This is a genomic window from Hymenobacter sedentarius (assembly GCF_001507645.1).
GTDB classification, from domain to species: domain Bacteria; phylum Bacteroidota; class Bacteroidia; order Cytophagales; family Hymenobacteraceae; genus Hymenobacter; species Hymenobacter sedentarius.
Genome location: NZ_CP013909.1, coordinates 1,091,238 through 1,110,112 on the forward strand (window position 1 = coordinate 1,091,238; position 18,875 = coordinate 1,110,112).

Below are 18,875 nucleotides of genomic sequence, written 5' to 3' on the forward strand. Positions count from 1 at the left end.
GCATGACGTTCTTTATTTTTCTTCAGGTAATCCGAGTGTCTTAAATCTCATAAGTACCAACGTCGCTTTCTTTTTTCATTCGGGCCAAATTCAGCTCGGCATCATCGTCTTCTTCGTGATACGACTCGTCGTAATGACGAATCAAAGCATTGTTATCAATCAAATTGCCTTTGCCGTGGTCGAACGTAATGAGCATGGCGGGCAGCAAAATCAGGTTGGAAAAGTTGGTGATTAACAACGAAGCCGACATTAACAATCCCAAGGCCTTGGTGCCACCGAATTCGCTGAAGGCGAAAATGCTGAAACCGACGAACAGCACGATGCTGGTGTAAATCATGCTCGTGCCGGCCTCGCTCAGCGTAACCGATACGGCTTCGCGCACGCGCTGGCCATTCAGGGCCATTTCCTGGCGGAATTTGGCCAGCAGGTGAATGGAGTTGTCGCCGTCGATGCCCAGTGCAATCACGAAAATCAGGGCCGTGCTGGGCTTGAGCGGAATATTGAAAAAGCCCATAATGCCGGCCGTCAACACCAGCGTCACAGCATTCGGAATGAGGGCAAACAGGACCGTTTTGAACGAGCGGAAGAGGATGAGCACCACCAAACCCACCAGCCCAAAGGCCAGCAGCAAGCTTTCGCGCAGGGTGTGAATGATGTACTCGTTGCCCTTGGTGAAGATGATGGTGGTGCCAGTGGGCCGAATGTCCATGCCCGAACCGGTGAAAATGCGGTTCATCTCGGGCAGGATGCGCTTGTTCATCAGCGAATCGAGGTTCTGCGAGCCGATGTCGGCGATTTTCAGACTGATGCGAGCGCGCTGCCCGGTGCTGTCGGCGAAGGAGCGCAAAAGCTTGCTGTTCATGCCCGCTTCGTTGCCGGCGCCCCGGGAATTGGCCAGGGCGCTCAAGATGAAGGTGCGCTCGGAGTTATCGGGCAGGCGGAAAAACTTCGGGTCGCCGTTGTAGAAGGCTTGGGTGCTGGCCTTGAGGAAGGTGACGAGGCTGACGGGCGGTGACAGCTCCGGTTGGGTGCGCAGAAACTTCTCGAACTGGTCGATTTTCTCCAGGTTCTTGAGCTTGAGCAGGCCGCGCTTTTTGTGGGTGTCGACCTCAAATTCCAGCGGCATCACACCGTTGAAATGGCTTTCGAAAAAGGCCAAATCGGCGTTTACGGAGCTTTTCTTGGGCAAGTCGTCGACCATGTAGGAGACCGATTCGATGCGCGAAATGCCGAAGGCGGCGCCGGCTACCATCACCATAGCGGCCACGTACACGGTGGGCCGGCGGTCGAGCACGAGGTGGTCGAAGAACTCCAGCAGCTTGGTGAGCGGCTTGGCATCGAGGTGCTCGAGCTGCTTGGGGGTGGGCGGCGGCAACATGCTGAACACGGCCGGAATCAGAATGAAACTGATGATAAAAGCCGCGAAAATGTTGATGGTGGCTACCAGCCCAAACTGGTAGAGAATGGCAATATCGGTGAAGGCAAACACGATGAAGCCCACGGCCGTGGTCGTGTTGTTCATCAAAGTCACGAGGCCGATTTTGCGGATGACCCGCGTCATGGCCAGCATCTGGTTGCCCGATTTTCGGTAGTCGTAGTGGTAGCGCGAGAGCAGGTAGGTGCAGTTCGGGATGCCGATAACGACGATAATGCTCGGAATCAGGCCCGTGAGCAGGTTGATTTTGAAGCCCAGTAGCACAATAGACCCGATGCACCAGATAACCGTGACGCCCACCACAATGAGCGGAAACACCACTGCCGACCATGTCCGGAAGAACACCAGCAGCGTGAGCCCAGTCACGGCCATGGCCAGGATGGTGAAGAACTTCATTTCCGACGCCACCTTGCTCGTCATGGTGGAGCGCACGTAGGGCAGGCCAGCGTAGTGCAGCTTGATTTTGGTTTTCTGCTCAAACTGCTTGGTGAAGCCCAAAATGTTGTTCATCACCGCCTGCCGGCGCGACGAATTCAGGTACTTCGGGTCCATGGTCAGGGCCAGCAGCGTAGCCCCGGTGGTGGGGCTGATGAGTTGGCCCTTGTAGAACTCCACGCTATTGACGACCCGCATTAGGCTGTCCAATTCGGCTTGGCTGCGGGGAGCATTTTTAAAAATAGGCGTGGCCTTGAAGCTATTAGCAGCCGTATCCTTACTGATGTTGAGCAGTTTGCTCACGCTGAGCACGCCGTTCACGCCCTCTACTTTGGCGAGGGTATCGGTAAGCTGGCGCAGCTCGTTGAAATTGCCGAGCTTGTACACGGAGCTGTCTTGCAAGCCCACCACCAGCACATTGCCGTCTTCGCCAAAGGTCTTCTTAAAGTCCTGGAAATAAATCATGTCCGGGTCGTTAGGACTCACGACTTGGGCAAAGTCGTAGGTCATCTCCACGTCCTTGGCTTTCCAGGCCATGAACACGGTGATAACGGCCAACACCGCAATCAGCGAAAGACGAAACCGAATAATGAAATAGGCGAGGTGCTCCCACATAAAACCCTGCAAAAAGGCAAAGTTACGTAAGCGTAGCGCGGGGTAACCTCACCTATGGCCGTGGCCCAAATACAGGGCAGCCGACCAAGCTAAATTGAGCTAACTAAAAAGCCCCGACTCAGCTCAGAGTCGGGGCTTTTTGGTTGAGTTGAGCTGATTTTGACAGCAAGCAGCTCCTACAGCTGCTCGAAGATGCGGCGGAAGCTCACGGCCTCGCCGATGTAGCTGCGCAGCTCCGAAATCGGCATGCGGGTTTGCTCGCGGGAGTCGCGGTGGCGCACGGTCACGGTGTCGTCTTCCAGGGTCTGACCGTCGACCACGATGCAGAAGGGCGTGCCGATGAGGTCCTGGCGGGTGTAGCGCTTGCCAATGGCGTCGCGCTCTTCCAGCACCAAACGGAAGTCGTACTTCAGCGAATCGAAGATTTCCTGGGCCTTCTCGGGCATGCCGTCTTTGCGGACCAGCGGGAAAATGGCGGCTTTCACCGGGGCCACAGCTGGGTGCAGCTTCAGAAAGGTGCGGGTTTTGGTCTGTTGGGCGTCGCCCTCCCCTTCGGTGATGGTTTCTTCGGCGAAGGCCTGGCACATGGTGGCCAGAAACAGGCGGTCGGCGCCCACGGAGGTTTCCACTACGTAGGGCACGTAGTTGCCGTAGGGTTTGCCGGTGGCGGGGTCCACATCGGCGTCGAAGTACTGCTGCTTTTTGCGGCTCAGGGCTTGGTGCTGGGTCAGGTCAAAGTCGGAACGGGAGTGAATGCCTTCGATTTCCTTGAAGCCGAAGGGGAATTCGTACTCGATGTCGACGGCGGCCTTGGCGTAGTGGGCCAGCTTGTCGTGGTCGTGGAAGCGCAGCTTGTCGGCGGGCAGGCCGATGGCCTCGTGGAAGCGGCGACGGGCGGCCTTCCAGGTGTCGTACCACTCGCCTTCGGTGCCGGGGCGAACGAAGAATTGCATCTCCATCTGCTCAAATTCCCGCATGCGGAAGATGAACTGGCGGGCCACAATCTCGTTCCGGAAGGCCTTGCCGATTTGGGCAATACCGAAGGGAATCTTCATGCGGGCCGACTTCTGCACGTTCAGGAAGTTCACGAAGATGCCCTGCGCGGTTTCGGGGCGCAGGTACACGGGCGGCGCGTCCGAGTCCACGGCTGAGCCCTGAGTCGAGAACATCAGGTTGAACTGGCGCACCTCGGTCCAGTTGCCGGTTTTGGAAACGGGGCAGAGAATTTTCTCGTCGATGATGAGCTGGCGCACGCCGGCCAGGTCGTTTTCGGTGAGCAGGCGGCCCATTTCGGCCGTGAGGGCTGCGCCGCGGGCGGGGTCGCCGGCGTTTTCGTACTCGGCTGCTTTTTCTTCGAGCAGCACGTCGGCGCGGTAGCGCTTCTTGCTGTCGAGGTTATCCACCATGGGGTCGTTGAAACCGTCGATGTGACCGCTGGCTTTCCAGGTCTGGGGCGCCATAAAAATGGCCGCGTCGATGCCCACCACGTCGTGGTGCAGCTGCGTCATGGCCTCCCACCACAGGCGCTTGAGGTTGTTTTTCAGTTCCACGCCGTTGGGGCCGTAGTCGTACACGGCGGCCAGGCCGTCGTAGATTTCCGATGACTGAAATACGAAGCCGTATTCCTTGGCGTGGGCCACAATATCCTTGAGTTGGGTGGTTTCGAGTGCTGGATTCATGCGTGCAAAAGTAGGCCGATGTGGCGCAAGCTAAAACTTGTGCGTAGAAGGCTCCTATGTCGAGCTAATTGCCACTCCCCTGCTTCGCGTCACAATTCGGTAACATAGCCGGGCCAAGGCTCCTCCCTACCTTTGGCCCATGATTCACCTTAATTACCCACCAATTCTCTGTTTATGTTTGGTTTAGAACCTCACGTGCTGCTGCTTCTCGGCGTGTGTTTACTGGCTGCCTGCGCGTTCGAGTTCGTCAATGGTTTCCACGACACTGCCAACGCCGTGGCCACCGTTATTTACACCAACACGCTCCGGCCTTGGGTGGCCGTGGTGTGGTCGGCGTTCTGGAACTTCATCGGCGTATTTGCCGGCGGCATCGGCGTGGCCATGGGCATTGTGTATTTGCTACCGGTCGAGAGCCTGGTGGATGCCAACGTGTACCACGGCATTGCCATGGTGGGCGCCCTTATCCTGGGCGCCATCATCTGGAACGTGGGCACCTGGTACTACGGCATTCCGGCGTCGAGTTCCCATGCCCTTATCGGCTCCATTCTGGGCGTGGGCATTGCGTATTCGCTGCTGCCCGAGTCGCGGGGCACGGCCGTGAACTGGGCCAAAGCCGGCGAAACGGGCATTGCCCTGCTGGCAGGGCCCTTGCTGGGCTTCGCGCTCACCATCGGCATGATGTTCCTGTTCAAGCGCTTTGTGCCCAGCAAGGCCATTTTCAAGGAGCCGCACAAGCGCAAGCCCCCACCCCTGTGGATTCGGCTGCTGCTGATTGTGACGTGTACGCTGGTGAGCTTTTTCCACGGCTCCAACGACGGCCAGAAGGGCGTGGGCCTCATCATGCTGATTCTCATCGGCATCGTGCCCTTCCGCTTTGCCCTCGACGAATCCAAGAATCCCTTGGATCTGCGCGACTCCCTGGGCAAGGTCGAGTACGTGATAAATCGCGTGAACCGGCAGGAATTGAGCCCCAGCGACCAGAAGAGACTGGGCGAGATGCAGGCCCAAACCGCCGACCTCGACCGCATCTTTGCCGGCATCACCAACGTGAAGGAACTGCCCCAAAAAACGCGCTTCGAAATCCGCCGCGACGTGCTGCTGCTGGCCAACCGTGCCAAAAAGCTGCTCGCTTCGCCCAGCATTAGCCTCAGCACCCAGGACCGCGACATCTACGACGCGGCCACTAAGGAGATGAAAACGTTCACGGACTATGCCCCCTGGTGGGTGCTGCTCATGGTGAGCCTTTCCCTGGCCATTGGCACCATGATAGGCTGGCAGCGCATCGTGAAAACCATTGGCGAGCGCATCGGCAAGGAGCACCTGAGCTACGCCCAGGGCGCCTCTTCCGAGCTGGTGGCAGCCGCCATGATTGGGGTGAGCACGCAGTTTGGCCTGCCGGCTTCCACCACGCACGTGCTCACCTCGTCCATCGCGGGCTCCATGGTGGCCAGCCGCGGCGTGAAAAACATCAACCCCGGCATGGTCCGCACCATTGCCCTGGCCTGGGTGCTCACCTTGCCCGTCACCATGGTGCTTTCGGGGGTGCTGTTCCTGCTGTTCCGCGCGATGCTGGGCTAAGAAGCTCGGCCGATAAAAACACAAAAAAGGCTGCCTCTTAAGGGGCAGCCTTTTTTCGTGCTCGGGTAATTAGCAAAATCTACGGTTGCTAGTAAAACGACCAAAACGGGGGATAACCCGGCTGTTTTCACTAGCTTGTCCACTTATCCACATCGAAATACCGTCGAAATGTGGATAAGTCGGATTTATTTGGGCCACTGCACCTCCATGTCGTCGTTGATGAAGACGCCGAAATTCACGAATTGCAGCTCGCCTTCCTCAAAATATAAGTCAATCATTGACTTCTCGTAGGACAGGCGCACCGCTCCTTCTTCCATGGTTTCGAGCTCGGGCGTGGGCTGGTTGTGGGCCTGCATCAGCGCCTTTATCTGGTCGACGCTTTGGCCGTAGATGGCTTCGCCGAAGAGGCGCATGTTGGGATTGTCGGTTTCGATGCAGCTCAGGCGGAAGTCGTCTTCGCGGTCGAAGTACAGCGAGAGCAGGTAGTCGTCTTCGTGGTAGTTCCAGGCCTGGTGCTCGAAGTCGTCGTCGTCGTCCGATTCTTCAATTTCTTCCGGCTCGCCCACGAGGGTGCGCACCTCGTCCATGGTGGCACCAAAGCGCAAGGGGCCCATGCCGGTGCCCAGAATAATTTCATTTTCCTCGATGCTAGAGGGTTGGTTGGTGTTCATGGGATTGGGGTGAAAGGGTAGTAAGCAAAGGTAGGCAGCGGGGCTAGTTGTCAGTTATTCGGGGTCAGTTGTCCGGTGCGGGTCCGATTGCCACACCTGGTACCTGGCCACGAACAACGGCAACTGGCCCTACTTCCCGTATTTCTCTATAAAGGTTTCTTTCTGCCGCAGGTACTCGGGGTGCGCTTTGGCCTGGTCCCACTTGCGCTTGAAGATGGCGGCGGCTTCCACCTTGTTCTCGTCGGGGTGGGTGGTGCGGGGCAGTTCGGCCCGGCCGTGGGCCCCGCTTTGGCCCTTCTTGTCGTCGGGCACGGGACCGGCGTACTTCTTGCCGCCGCGGTGGTTGGCGTAGCGCCGGGCCCGCGTAAAGCCCATCTGAATGAATTTCCGAGCCATGTCGGCCCCCACGAAATCCTGTGCTTTCAAATAAGCCTCAAATAGCCCGTAAATGGTCTCCGACGACTCGGTGGCTGCCGCCGCGTCTTTGAAGCGCCAGTGGGGCAGGATTTCGCCCTTGTAGGGCTGTACCAGCAGCACGCCCTGCTCGCCCCGGCCCACGCGGTACAGCTCGGGGTGCTGCCGGAAATCAACAGTCTGGAAATCGAGGGTGTAATCGAACGGCATCCGGCGCTATACGCAAACCAAGCCGCTGCGGGATACACCCCGGGTTTCTATTCAGCCCAACTCGAGTGGGTACCCTAGCGCAATGTGGAATACCTCGGTGGATAGGTGGATAAGTTCAGCTCCACTTCTGAATGCGCTCGGCAAGGACCTCTTCTACGGAAGGCCGAAGTGGAAGCTGTGCCCTTTCAACAGAAGCGGGCAGTGATTGTGGGAAACGGGCCGCACCACTTTTCGGGCCTGGCTTTTCGGCGCGCGGTTGAGCCGGACAAACGCCTCAGCCCATCGAGCCGCTTTGCGCAACAAATTTTCTGAGCTGAAAAGCAAGCTTCCCAAATCAGGGCCCAAACCCTTTCAACCGGGGCTTGAGGTCAAAACCCTTCATTCGGGTTTTCCCCAATCTTAATTTTTTATTAAATCTTTTTTCTAAAAAACCTTCTTTGTTTCCACTCATTAGGTCGGTTGATAAGTGGATAAGCTCGAGCGGTTATCCCCAGCGTGGAAAACGTGGGGGTAAGCATGGCCTTATCCACGCACTATCCACCGCCATTGTGGAAAACAAAATACTGTTAATCATAATATTATCTCCTTTTTCAACATCGGCTAGTGCTTTCCACATTTTCCCTGTCCCCACGAAAATGGGCATGTGGGAAGCCTGTCTGGCGTGGAAAAGTTATCCACGGTTATCCCCGCTCCTTCCGCCCTGTGCAGGGATGTAAACCACCAAAAAAACTTGTACCCTACTTATCCCCGTTCAGCTTTCCACTATCCCCGAGGTTATCCCCGAAATTACCCCCAGAGCGAAATGAATGTGGAAAAGCCGGTGGAAAAGCGGTGGAATACCCTTCAAAAAGCCTTTCAGTAACTGGAATAAGCGAATAGTTATCCACGAATGTGGATAAAAGGGGCTCTTTAGGCGCATTGCGCCGTCCTAAGTCGAACCCAAGTCAAGTGCTATGAAGGCTAGCCCCAGAAGGGCTGAAATGTAAAAATTCAGAGCCAGGCCACCCTCGGTCGGGCAGCGCTATTCGTCGGGTAGGCGGGCATGCCGGGCTGGGTCCAGTGGCATACCGAACGACAGAATTCGAATACTCCGCTTTAGCAATGTACACCCCAGAGCACAGAAAGTGCCTCTGCCGGTGGCTAATACTAAAACTTGAGGGGCTCCACCAGGTCGAATCCGGCCCGCACCTGCTGGGGGTTGGGGTCCAGGTACACCGGCTCGGGCGGGAGCAGCAGGTTCGGGTCGCCGTTACGCCAGTGGCCATCGCCGTCGCTGTCAATCAGCACGCGTAGGTGGTAAACGCCGGGGGGCACGTCCGTAAACAGGTAGCTTCCCTTGGGCGAGGCCAGGCTGGCCACCACCTGCAGCTTATCGTCGAGCAACTGCAGCTCAAAGTTTTTCTCCTTGGTGGTAATCGGGCCCGACAGGCTATTCGACACGTCCTGCTCGCTGATGCCGAGGCGCAACGGCCGCAACCGCAAGGCCTGCCCCGTAATGGCCGTGATGGCCGTGCTGTCGAGTACAATGTCGAGCCGCGCGTGGGCCCTGCTATTGAACCGCACAATAAGGGCCGTGCGGTCGGGGCTGAGGGTGCCATCGGCCGGCAGGCGCAGGGGCCGGCGCTTCGCTGAATCCTCGACCAGCGTGCCGAACGGCCGGCCCGTGGCCACGCGCACCGGTACGGCAAACAGGAACTTGACCTGGCCCTTGGGGAATACCGTGCGCGGGCTGCCATCCACCGTGTACAAGCTCGGGGGCGGGATTTTTTTGCCATTGGTGGGGGCGGCCGGAAACTTCACCTGCAGCGTGTCGTGCCCCACGTTGCCGGTGCTGTCGGCCGTGGTGAGCAGGTAGCGCCCATCCCCTACCTCCGGGGTTTTGAAGAGCACCACCGTGCGGCCCCGGTCGGTGAGCAGCAGCGCCTCGGCCACGGCGGGCGGGGCCTGAGTTGAGCCAACTGGCGCCAGAGCCGCCGACCGCAGGCCTTCATTGAAACTCAGGCGCAGTTGCGTGGGGCTGGCCTGCCGGGTAGTCAGCAGCGGCGGGCGCCGGTCAGGCTGGGTGAGGACGAGCGCCACCGGCGCGCCCGTGCTGCCGGTAATGGTGATGGGCGCGGGCAGGTAGGCAATTTTCTCGCCTTCGTCGTAGCGGCCGTTGGTGTTTTTGTCCACCAGGGCGTAGATTTTGTAGGGCCCGGCTTTGAGGAAGCTGAAATTGAATTTGCCTTCCTTATCAGTGAGCACGGTGTAGTAGGGCCGGCCGCGCTTCACACCGGCGGTATCGGCCTGGCGGTAGAGGCCCACGCTGGCCTCGGCTATGGGTTTGGCCGTCAGCACGTCGGTGACGGTGCCGCTCACCTTGCCCGAATCCAGCACGGCGCCCGTGCTGAAGTTGAGGGCCGCGTTGGTGGCGGGCAGGCCCTCGGTAATGTCGACCACGCCGCTCCGGAAATTGAAGCTGTAAGTGGTGTTGGCGTCGAGCGGCTTGTCAAAAAGCAGGGTGATGGAGTTCCGCTCCTCGCGCAGCTTGTAGGGGTTGTCGGGTGGCAGCTGCGGGGTAATGAGCAGGTTTTTGCTCAAGTCCTTGGTGACGACGGGCTCCGAAAACACCAGGCGCACGAACTGCTGCTTCACGTTGCGGGCGGCGCTATCCGGCGAGCTGCTGATGCGGCGCGGCGGGGTGCGGTCGCGCGGGCCGCCCTGGGGCGGGGCCACGGCAGCGCAGCTTTCGAGCAAGGCAACCATTGCCAGCAAAGCCAGCAGTTCAGCGCGAACGGACATTATACAACAACGTGGTGAGAGTAAGCACAACAATAGCCGCCCGCTATGCCGCATAGAAGAAACCAGCGCAGCAGCACCCGACTCGGCAGTAACGACGGCAACGCGCCGAACGGTATCTGGTGCAAAGGTGGGCGAAGGAGTTTAAACCGAATCCAGCCCAAGGCAGGCGATGGGAAGCGCGGGCGGCAGCAGTGCCAGGAAATCCAGGCCAGCCGCTGCTAACAGTCGGCTTCGGCCGAGCTTCTCCCCGTCGGCCGGCTGCCTTAGGCCGCCGGAGTGCGCCGCCCGGCCACGTACAGCAAGCTGGAGTATTGCCCCTCGTGCTGCTCGGCGTACTGGTTGGACTTGTAGCCGGCCTTCAGCACCGTGAGGATGCCGCCGGCGCGCTCTTCCTTGTGCTTCTCGCTGAGCATGCTCACGTAGTAGGCGTCGAGCGGCATGGGCAGCGTTTCGCGGATGGTCAGCTTGTGCTTTTTGAGCAGCTGGGCCATGGTTTTGGGCGCGAAATGGTACAGGTGCCGGGGCACGTCGTAGGCGGCCCACAGCTCGCGGTAGTGCTGCGCATCGAGGCTTTCCACGTTGGGCACGGCTATTAGCAGCACGCCATCGGGCTTGAGCAGGGCCGTGAGTTGAGCCAAAGTTTCGTTGAGCGCATGCACGTGTTCGAGCACGTGCCAGAGGGTAATGGCATCGAACGTGCCGGGCTCGAGCGCGCCCAGGCCGCCTTGGCCAATGAGCTGGCCCAGGCGCTGGCTGGCTTCTTCCCGGGCGCGGGCATTGGGCTCCAGGCCGGCTACTTTCCAGCCCGCCGCCTTGGCCGCGGCCAGAAAATGGCCCGTGCCGCAGCCGTAATCGAGCAGCTTGCCGCGGCGGGGCGCAAACTTGCTGAGCAGCCCCACCTTGCGGCGCATCGTGAAAAACCGGGCCACCTTGTAGGCCTTGTTCACGAGGCCGGCCGCGCCGCTGTTGTGCGAAACGTAGTCATCGGACTCATAGTACCGCCCAATGTCTGCCTCGTTGGGCCGGGGGTTGGTGAACTGGAAGCCGCAGCCCTCGCACTGCACAATGGCAAAGCTTTCGTGGCTCACCGTGCGGTCTTCCACCACCAGCTTGTTGCGAAACTCGGTTTTGCCGCACACCGGGCAGCTTTCTAATCGTTCGTAGGACACGGATACTTCTAAAGGGCAAAAGCTGGCCAGTTATAGGACGGCGCAGCAACTTTTATAGCCCAGCAAAGTTCGCAAGATTTTGGCGGCAATGGAGCCGGCGGTTTTTTGGCCAAGAAAGCCGTCCATGCGAGCGCAGCGAAGCACACCGTTTGTGCAATTAAACCAATCGGCTGTCATGCTGACGCAGGAAGCATGACAGCCGATTATATTTGATTAACGCCTTTTAGCGCCCCAGGTACACCATCAGCACCGATACATCGGCCGGCGAAATGCCGCTGATGCGCGAGGCCTGCCCAATGGTTTCGGGCTGAATCTTGAGCAGTTTCTCCCGGGCCTCGTGGCTGAGCGCCGGCATGGCCCGGTAGTCGAGCCGGCCCTGGATTACGAAGTTTTCCAGCTCCTGCTGGCGGGCGGCTTGCTGGTGCTCCTTTGCCAGGTAGGTTTCGTACTTAATGTTGATGATGGCCTGCTCCAGGGCTTCTTCATCAAACGCTGCGAGGGCCATATCCAGCGCGGGCAGGGCCCGGCGCAGGTCAGCCAGCTCCAGGTTGGGCCGGCGCAGAAGGTTCACCGCGCGGGTCTTCTCGTGGATTTCGGCCGAGCCTAGCTCAACCAGCATAGGATTCGCCTCAGCCGCTTCGATGCCGAACTTCTGCAGTAGCTCGGCTACTTCAGCCGTCTGCGCTTCCTTCATCCGCACCCGTTCCAGCCGCTCGTCCGAGGCCAGACCCAACTCGTGGCCCAGGGGGGTGAGGCGCAAGTCGGCATTGTCCTGGCGCAGCAGAATGCGGTGCTCGGCGCGGCTCGTGAACATGCGGTAGGGCTCGTCGGTGCCTTTGTTTACTAGGTCGTCGATGAGCACGCCGATGTAGGCTTCGCTCCTTTTCAGGACGAAGGGCGCCTTGCCGTGCACTTTGTTGTGGGCGTTGATGCCGGCCATCAGGCCCTGGCAGGCGGCTTCTTCGTAGCCCGTGGTGCCGTTGATTTGGCCCGCGAAATATAGGTTCTGCACGCGCTTGGTTTCCAAGGTCAGCCCAAGCTGGGTGGGCGGGAAAAAGTCGTACTCGATGGCATAGCCCGGGCGGAACATCTTGGCGTTTTCGAAGCCCGCGATTTCGCGCAGGGCGCGGTATTGCACGTCTTCGGGCAGCGAGCTCGAAAAGCCATTGATGTAGCACTCCACGGTGCTCCAGCCCTCGGGCTCCACAAAAATCTGGTGCCGGTCTTTGTCGGCGAAGCGGTTGATTTTGTCTTCTACCGACGGGCAGTAGCGCGGCCCCAGGCCCTTGATGCGGCCCTGGAACATGGGCGACTTCTCGAAGCCCTCGCGCAGGATGTCGTGCACCCGCTCGTTGGTGTAGGTGATGTAGCAGGGCCGCTGCTGCGTGAGCCGCGGCGTGTCGATGTAAGAAAACTTGCTGGGCACGTCGTCGCCGCCCTGCACCTCCATTTTGGAGTAGTCAAGGCTGCGGCCGTCCACGCGGGGCGGGGTGCCGGTTTTCATGCGCCCGGCTTCAAAGCCCAGCTCCAGCAGCTGCTCGGTGATGCCGCGGCTGCCTTTTTCGGCCGCCCGGCCGCCCCCGAAATTCTTCTCGCCGATGTGGATGAGGCCGTTCAGGAAGGTGCCGTTGGTAAGCACCACCGACTTGCCCCGGAACTCGATGCCGAGCTGGGTTTTCACGCCCACCACGGCGTCGTCTTCCACCACGAGGCCGGTCACGGCTTCCTGCCAGAAGTCCACGTTTTTGATGCCTTCCAGGGTCAGGCGCCAAGCTTCGGCGAAGCGCATCCGGTCGCTCTGGGCGCGGGGGCTCCACATGGCGGGGCCCTTGGAGCGGTTCAGCATCCGGAACTGAATCATGGTCTGGTCGGTGATGATGCCCGACTGGCCGCCCAGCGCGTCGATTTCGCGCACAATCTGGCCCTTGGCTACGCCGCCCATGGCCGGGTTGCACGACATCTGGGCGATGGTGTTCATGTTCATCGTCACCAGCAGCACCTTCGAGCCGAGGTTGGCGGCCGCGGCCGCGGCTTCGCAGCCGGCATGGCCCGCGCCCACTACAATGACGTCGTAATCTTCTTGCTGAAACATAGGCGCGCGAGGTCTCGCGAAGTTTTAAATGGAAGGCTCGCCAAGGCGATAAAGGCTGTAACCAAGCTTTGCGCAACTTGATTTCAACTTTGCTGAGCTTAGCGCGAAAAAAGCCAGCCCGGCTTTGCGAGTTGCAAAATTACGAAATCAAAAACCCGCAGCCAGTTTCACGTGAAACGAGTTGCGGGTTCAAAAATTCGGGTTAAAGCACAGCCGTAGTTACTCGGCCGGGCCGGTTAGCTTTTCGGCAAGTTCGCGCAAGCCCTCGGGGAGCCAGTCGGCCAGCAGCTCAACGGAGTGGGCAGTTACGGCTGCGCGGGAGTACGTTTGCCACCGGCCCCTGACGCTGTCGAATACTTCGGTGGCCGCCGCGCTCAGCGACAGCTTGTAGTCGAATTTCGGGTAGTCGTGTACCACGTAGCCGGGGTAGTAATAATCCAGGTCCAAGCGGCGGGCATAGTCGGTTTTTAGCAGCAGCAGGTACTTGCCCAGGCTGTGCTGCCGGTACGCGGGGTCGTAGAAATTCAGGATGCCGGCCACGCTGCGGTCGCCGCGGTCGAAGATGCCGGCGGCCACGAGGCGGTGGCCGTCGCGCAGCTCAATAATGTACGTGTTGAACACGTTGTGCTCGGCCCCACCCAGCAGCACGGCCTCCACGGTGGGCGAGGCATCGAAGGTGATGGCGCTGCGGTAGCGGCCGTACAGTTCTTCGTGCTCCGAAGTGAGCCGGAACGGCTGGATGGTGGCCGCAAAGCGGGCATTGCGCCGAAGCAGGCGGCGCTGTTCTGGGCCCCATTCCACGCGGGGCAGCACCACGCGCAGCCAGTGGGCAGTGTAGAGGCGGCCATCAAAAGGCACAAACTGGCAGGTGAATAAGTCCTGCTGCATGCGGTAGTAGCCCTGGCCCAGGTAAAAATCCAAGGCTTCGCCCCGAATAATGGGCAACCCAGAAGAAGAGGCGGACATAAAACGGGGCAAAAAGGGGACGCAGGTATTGCGGCCAACCAGGCTGGGATATGCCAACGCCCACTAAAAGCGGGCGTCGGGTAGTCCTAGAAAAAGCAGAACAAGACCTAGAAAGTTCGCAGCGACAAGCAGTGGTCTTCCTTGGCCCGCATGGCCGTTTGGCTCAGCAGGTCTTTGTCGTGGTAGCCCAGCAGGTGCAGCACGCCGTGAATCATCACGCGGTGCAACTCGTCGCGGAAGCTCACGCCCAGGTCCTGGGCGTTTTCGCGCACCCGCTCCACGCTGATGAAGATGTCGCCCTCAATGATGTCGGCGTCGTCGGAGTTGTCGAACGTGATGACGTCGGTGAGGGTGTCGTGGTCGAGGTACTCGACGTTGAGCTGGTGCAGGTAGTCGTCGGAGCAGAAGATGTAGGTGAGCTGCACAATGCGGTGCTCGTGCACGGCCGCCACCCGCTCAATCCACTCCACGAGGCTTTCAGCGTCCGAAAGCTCAAACTCGGGCACGTCCTCCACCATGAATTCGATGCCCGGGGCTTCGTGGTGCAGCTCGCCGGGGGGGAAATTATCGTGGTGGGGAGGCCCCACCGGCGGGTGACTAATCATGCGACGTTAAGCAGCGAGATGGTCGGCAGTGGGGGTTTCGTCGACGGGCGCCGAGGTGAGCTGGAACGTGAGCTGCACGCGGCGGCCTTCTTTGCTGAACTCCACTTCATCGGCCAGGTGGCGGATGAGGAAGATGCCGCGGCCCCCTGGGTTTTCCAGGTTTTCGGGCGCGGTAGGGTCGTCGAGGTTGTCGTAATTAAAACCGGCGCCTTCGTCTTCAATTTCGAATTTGAGCAGCTGCGGCTCCACGAACAGCGACAGATAGACGTTTTTGTCTTTATCGAATTTGTTGCCGTGGCGGATGGCGTTGTTCACCGCTTCGGTCACGGCCACCATGATGTTGCCGTAGATATCGTCCTCAATCTGAAAGGTATCCTTGGAATTATCGATAAAACTCTCCACCACGCGGATGTTTTCGACGAGCGACGGAATCTGAATTTTTACCTGCTTCATAAGGCGGTTTGAAAGGAAGAGCGGCAGCGAGTTCGGGGCGGCAAAAATAGTCTTTTAACGGCAAAGCGCCACAAGAATTTATCTCACCGGCCGAAGCTCAGTTTCGGCAGAACACCAACTGGTTAACGAAACGACCATCGGCTTGCTAGGAGCCACCATTATTTGATTTTCTGAAAATACTCGCCCACTTCGCGTTGGTAATACGGAGTGAGGTTCGGAGGAGTACTACGTAGCAACTCGGTTTGGCGTTCCTTATTCGCCTTGTATTTGTCGAAGGCCGGCGGAAAAACCGGCGGCTTGGCCTGCGCGGCCTGGGCCTCGCGCTTGGTGTCCTGGTCGCGCTCACGGGCCGATTTCTCGACTTCGAGCAGGCGGGTCAGGATTTGCTGCTGGCGCATGATGGTTTCTTCGGTCAGGCGCTTATTTACGAGGTCGGTTTCGGTTTGCTCCATCATTTTCTTGATGTCGCCGGTGCCGCCTCCGCCTTGGTCGCCCTTGCCGTCTTTGCCGTTGGCACCGCCTTCTTTTCCCTCCTTGCCGCCCTCTTTGCCGTCTTTGCCTTCGCCGGCTTGCGAGCCGCCGGGCTTGCCGCCCTGCTGCATCTTATCGAGTTGTTGCATGGCCTGGCGCAGCATCTGCTGCTGCCCGGCCAGCTTGGCCAGCTCTTCCGACATCTGCCGGCCGCTCTTGCCACTCTGCGAGAGCTTCTGAATCTGCTCGTTGAGCTGCTGCTGCATCTTGCCCATGCTGCCGGGGCCGGGCTTGCTGCCCTGGCCCTGCCCTTTGCCCTTGCCCTTTTTCTTGCCGGGCTTGCCCTGGCCGTCCTGGGGCTGGCCTTTGCCGGCCTGCTGCTCCTGCTGCATCTGGTCGAGGGAGCCTTGCAGCATCAGGGCCAGGTTGTTCATGCTGGTCATGGCCTGCTGCTGGGTAGCGGTGGCCCGGGCGGGGTCGCGCTGCTGGATGTGGGTGAGTGACTCGTCCATGCGGCCGTTCATCTCGCCCACTTCGCGGGTCACGAAGCTCTGAATTTTGGGCTCTTTTTTGGCCAACGCATAGAGCGAATCCTGGATAACCTTGGCGTCGTCGCGCAGCTTGCGCTGCGTCTGGCCGAGCTGCACAAAGCGCGGGTCGCTCTGGTCCACTTTGCGGAAATCCTTCATCAGGTTTTCCTGGTCGAAGCTCAGCGTGAGCAGGTTTTCAAGGATGTCGCGCAGGTCGTCGATGTTCTGCTGGGCTTGGTCGCTTTCTTCCTCGCTCATCTGGTCGCGCATCTTTTTGGCCATCTGCTTCATGCGCTGGGCGGCGCTTTTCTGCTTGGCGGCGGCCTTCTGGTTCTGGTTTTTGCCGAGCTGCTGCTGGCTCTCCTGCATGTCCTGGTCGGTCTGCTCCTGCTCGGGCTTCTGCTCGTCCATGCCGTTCTGGTCGCCGAGCTCCTTGTCCATTTGCTTGAGCTCCTGCAGCTCCTTTTTCAGGTCTTCAAACTCCTGCTGGTTCTGGGCCTGCTCCTTCTTGAGCTGTTCCTGCTTGGCTTTTTGCTCCTGGTTCGAGGCTTTGTTATCGGGGTTATCCTTGTCGTTCTGCTGGGTTTTTTCGGCCAGCTTTTCCTCCTGCTTGGCTAGCTCGTCCAACTTGTTGGCCGTTTCTTCGGCCTTCTGCTCCAGCTGCATCTGCTTGAACATCTCGAGGGCCCGGTCCAGCTCTTTCTGCAGGGTGTCTTCCTTGTTTTCGAGCTGCTGCAGTAGCTTTTGCATCTCGGCGTCGGGCTGCTTCTGCTGTTCCAGCAGCTTCTTGAGCTGGTCGTAGAGCTTCTTGGTTTCGGGGTCAAGCAGGTCGGCCATCAGCTTTTTTAGCTCCTCGGCCTTCTTGGCCAGCTCCTCGCTCTTGGGGTTGAGCTGGTCCTGCTTCTGCTGCAGCTGGTCAAACATCTTCTGCATCTGCTCCATCTGTTGGTTCATCTGCTGCTTTTGGTCGAGCATGTTTTCCAGCTGCTTGCGGTCCTGGAAGCTCAGGTCGCGCTTGGTCTTGAGCTTGTCCTGGGCCTTGGCCAGCTCGCGTTCCAGCTTTTCGCTCTGCTTGGCAGCTTGGCTCATCTCGCTGGCCACCGATTGGGCCTGGGCGGTGAGCTCCTGGCGCATTTCGCGCCGGCCGGGCAGCCGGAACTCGGCCGGCCGGGTGCGCGTGGCCTTGGGGCCGTGCACGCCGTCGTTGTCCCAGGCTTCCACGTAGTATTCGAGGTGGTCGCCGGGCTGCAGGTTCAGCGGGTTCAGGTTCCAGGTGTAGGCGTAGGTGCCGGCGCTGCCGGTGGGCAGGCTCAGCGGGCGCGAGGCATAGTTGCCGGCCGCCCGGGCATTGCCCCCGCGCAGCAGGCGGTAGTGCAGCTCCAGCCGCGTCAGGCCATAGTCGTCGCGCACGGTGCCGCCCAGCGCCAGGTAGCGCCGTGTCACGGTGTCCGGAAAGGCCTCCAGCGTGAGCGTAGGCGCTTGGTCGGGCACGGCCGTGAGCTGGTAGGAAATGGGGTCGCGGTTGAGGCTGGCCGGGTTTTTCAGGCGCAGCAGGTAGGGCTGCGAGCGCTGTACCCGCCGGGTGGCTACGAAGGTGCCATCGTCGCCGCTGGCCATCAGCGTCTCGTCCGGATTTTGGAATACCAGGGCCAGCTCATCGGTAGCGGCCGTGGCAAACTGCCACTGCACCGTGCTGCCCTCGGGCACCGTCAGGTTGCCGCCGTTCTCAATGGTTTCGGGCGCTTTGCCGGTATAGTCCGGGTACGTGATGTTGACCTTGAAATCGCGCAGGTTGGGCCGTTCCAGTACGGTGAGCTGGTACTCGGGCGAGTTGAAGCCAGCTCCCTTGAGCTGAAACGTGACGTCGCCCTGCGGCTGCTCAAACGTGTAGCGGAACTGGTCACCGTGGCCGGCTACCTTGCTCAGGCGCCGTTCGCCGTCGTTGTAGTTAATACTCACCTCGGCCGGCAGGGCTGCGCCCGCCACGCCCACATCCAGCGTAAAATCTTCGCCCCGAAAAGCCGTCAGCTTGGGGTTTTTAATCAAAAACTGAAACGGCGCCGGCGGCGAATACGCCCGCTTGTAGTGCCAGATGCGCTCCGTGCCCTGCACCAAAAAGCTGGGGTAAAAAGCCAACAGCGCCAGCAATACCGCTACCGGCACGGCGGCGTACTTCCACAGCGGCCGGGTTTGCTGCTTGATGTCGATGCCTTCGGCGAAGGAGAACTGGCCCAACTGCGCCGCCCGCTGCTCCAGGCTGGCCGCAATCAGGGCATTGTCGCGGGCTTGGCCCTGCAGCTGCAGAGCGTTCAACAGCCGGTCTTGGACCTCCGGGAACAACTCCCCTACCCTACGGGCGGCTTGCTCGTCGCTCAGCATCCGGCGCAGGTGGGTGAGGGCGGCCAGCGGCTGCCATATCCAGCGCATGAAGCTGTAGCCCACCAAAGCCAGGAATCCGAACAGCAGCCCCGCCCGCACCACCGTGGGCAGGTAGAGAAAGTATTCGAGCACGTTGAATACGACAAACAGCGTGAGCAGCAGCCCACCGGCCACCAGCAGGCCGCGCACCAGCAGGTTGAGGTAAAACTTGCGCTTGAAAGCTTCCAGCTCCGCCCGCACCCGCGCCAGGGCAGGGTACTCGGCCGCTGCAGCGCCGCGCTCCATCAGCATCGCCATAAATAAGGTCTTATTCAGGAAAGATACATCAAGATAGGGTGCTTGGTTCGGGGCGGTGAAATGGTGGGGTGCGAAATGGTGAGTTTGACGTGCTA

Annotated in this window: 12 protein-coding genes; 1 reads left to right on the forward strand and 11 read right to left on the reverse strand. The window is 59.8% G+C overall.

Annotation, left to right across the window (positions count from 1 at the left end; translation table 11 throughout):
* Positions 1-40 precede the first annotated feature (40 nt).
* Positions 41-2,485, reverse strand: a complete 2,445-nt coding sequence (locus AUC43_RS04620; RefSeq protein WP_068190466.1) for an efflux RND transporter permease subunit — start codon at positions 2,483-2,485, stop codon at positions 41-43.
* A gap of 176 nt (positions 2,486-2,661) precedes the next feature.
* Positions 2,662-4,164 carry a glycine--tRNA ligase gene (locus AUC43_RS04625; protein ID WP_068190467.1) on the reverse strand — a complete coding sequence of 501 codons (1,503 nt, stop codon included), beginning with the start codon at positions 4,162-4,164 and terminating at the stop codon, positions 2,662-2,664.
* 174 nt (positions 4,165-4,338) lie between these two features.
* Here AUC43_RS04625 and AUC43_RS04630 point away from each other — a divergent pair, with 174 nt between their 5' ends.
* On the forward strand, positions 4,339-5,742 hold the full coding sequence (locus AUC43_RS04630) for an inorganic phosphate transporter (RefSeq protein WP_068190468.1): 1,404 nt from the start codon (positions 4,339-4,341) through the stop codon (positions 5,740-5,742).
* A gap of 185 nt (positions 5,743-5,927) precedes the next feature.
* On the opposite strand, the gene AUC43_RS04635 is transcribed toward AUC43_RS04630, so the two are convergent.
* The 9 genes from AUC43_RS04635 to AUC43_RS04675 form a co-directional block, all read right to left on the reverse strand.
* Positions 5,928-6,413: a hypothetical protein gene (locus AUC43_RS04635; RefSeq protein ID WP_068190470.1), complete on the reverse strand. Its 486-nt coding sequence runs from the start codon at positions 6,411-6,413 to the stop codon at positions 5,928-5,930.
* Positions 6,414-6,542: 129 nt separating this feature from the next.
* The gene (locus AUC43_RS04640) at positions 6,543-7,037 is read right to left on the reverse strand and encodes a DUF4385 domain-containing protein (RefSeq protein ID WP_068190473.1); all 495 of its coding nucleotides are present in this window, start codon (positions 7,035-7,037) and stop codon (positions 6,543-6,545) included.
* Between the two features lie 1,146 nt (positions 7,038-8,183).
* The gene (locus tag AUC43_RS04645; protein ID WP_068190475.1) at positions 8,184-9,818 is read right to left on the reverse strand and encodes an Ig-like domain-containing protein; all 1,635 of its coding nucleotides are present in this window, start codon (positions 9,816-9,818) and stop codon (positions 8,184-8,186) included.
* 263 nt (positions 9,819-10,081) lie between these two features.
* Positions 10,082-10,987 carry a methyltransferase domain-containing protein gene (locus AUC43_RS04650; protein ID WP_068190480.1) on the reverse strand — a complete coding sequence of 302 codons (906 nt, stop codon included), beginning with the start codon at positions 10,985-10,987 and terminating at the stop codon, positions 10,082-10,084.
* A 223-nt stretch (positions 10,988-11,210) separates the two neighbouring features.
* Positions 11,211-13,079, reverse strand: a complete 1,869-nt coding sequence (mnmG, locus tag AUC43_RS04655; protein WP_068190487.1) for a tRNA uridine-5-carboxymethylaminomethyl(34) synthesis enzyme MnmG — start codon at positions 13,077-13,079, stop codon at positions 11,211-11,213.
* A 219-nt stretch (positions 13,080-13,298) separates the two neighbouring features.
* A complete protein-coding gene (locus AUC43_RS04660) occupies positions 13,299-14,045 on the reverse strand; it encodes an arginine-tRNA-protein transferase (protein WP_233254108.1) in 747 nt (248 codons plus the stop codon).
* Positions 14,046-14,152: 107 nt separating this feature from the next.
* Positions 14,153-14,650 (reverse strand): rRNA maturation RNase YbeY, encoded by a 498-nt coding sequence (gene ybeY, locus AUC43_RS04665; protein WP_082684907.1) that lies wholly within the window; start codon positions 14,648-14,650, stop codon positions 14,153-14,155.
* 6 nt (positions 14,651-14,656) lie between these two features.
* Positions 14,657-15,103: an ATP-binding protein gene (locus tag AUC43_RS04670; protein WP_068190488.1), complete on the reverse strand. Its 447-nt coding sequence runs from the start codon at positions 15,101-15,103 to the stop codon at positions 14,657-14,659.
* A gap of 158 nt (positions 15,104-15,261) precedes the next feature.
* Positions 15,262-18,780: a DUF4175 family protein gene (locus tag AUC43_RS04675; protein ID WP_233254109.1), complete on the reverse strand. Its 3,519-nt coding sequence runs from the start codon at positions 18,778-18,780 to the stop codon at positions 15,262-15,264.
* Between the last annotated feature and the right edge of the window lie 95 nt (positions 18,781-18,875).

Coding starts and splice junctions, on each gene's coding strand:
- AUC43_RS04620 (WP_068190466.1), bottom strand. CDS start 2,485: ATGTGGGAGCACCTCGCCTATTTCATTATTCGGTTTCGTCTTTCGCTG.
- AUC43_RS04675 (WP_233254109.1), bottom strand. CDS start 18,780: ATGGCGATGCTGATGGAGCGCGGCGCTGCAGCGGCCGAGTACCCTGCC.
- AUC43_RS04645 (WP_068190475.1), bottom strand. CDS start 9,818: ATGTCCGTTCGCGCTGAACTGCTGGCTTTGCTGGCAATGGTTGCCTTG.
- AUC43_RS04660 (WP_233254108.1), bottom strand. CDS start 14,045: ATGTCCGCCTCTTCTTCTGGGTTGCCCATTATTCGGGGCGAAGCCTTG.
- AUC43_RS04625 (WP_068190467.1), bottom strand. CDS start 4,164: ATGAATCCAGCACTCGAAACCACCCAACTCAAGGATATTGTGGCCCAC.
- AUC43_RS04630 (WP_068190468.1), top strand. CDS start 4,339: ATGTTTGGTTTAGAACCTCACGTGCTGCTGCTTCTCGGCGTGTGTTTA.
- AUC43_RS04635 (WP_068190470.1), bottom strand. CDS start 6,413: ATGAACACCAACCAACCCTCTAGCATCGAGGAAAATGAAATTATTCTG.
- AUC43_RS04640 (WP_068190473.1), bottom strand. CDS start 7,037: ATGCCGTTCGATTACACCCTCGATTTCCAGACTGTTGATTTCCGGCAG.
- mnmG (WP_068190487.1), bottom strand. CDS start 13,079: ATGTTTCAGCAAGAAGATTACGACGTCATTGTAGTGGGCGCGGGCCAT.
- AUC43_RS04670 (WP_068190488.1), bottom strand. CDS start 15,103: ATGAAGCAGGTAAAAATTCAGATTCCGTCGCTCGTCGAAAACATCCGC.
- ybeY (WP_082684907.1), bottom strand. CDS start 14,650: ATGATTAGTCACCCGCCGGTGGGGCCTCCCCACCACGATAATTTCCCC.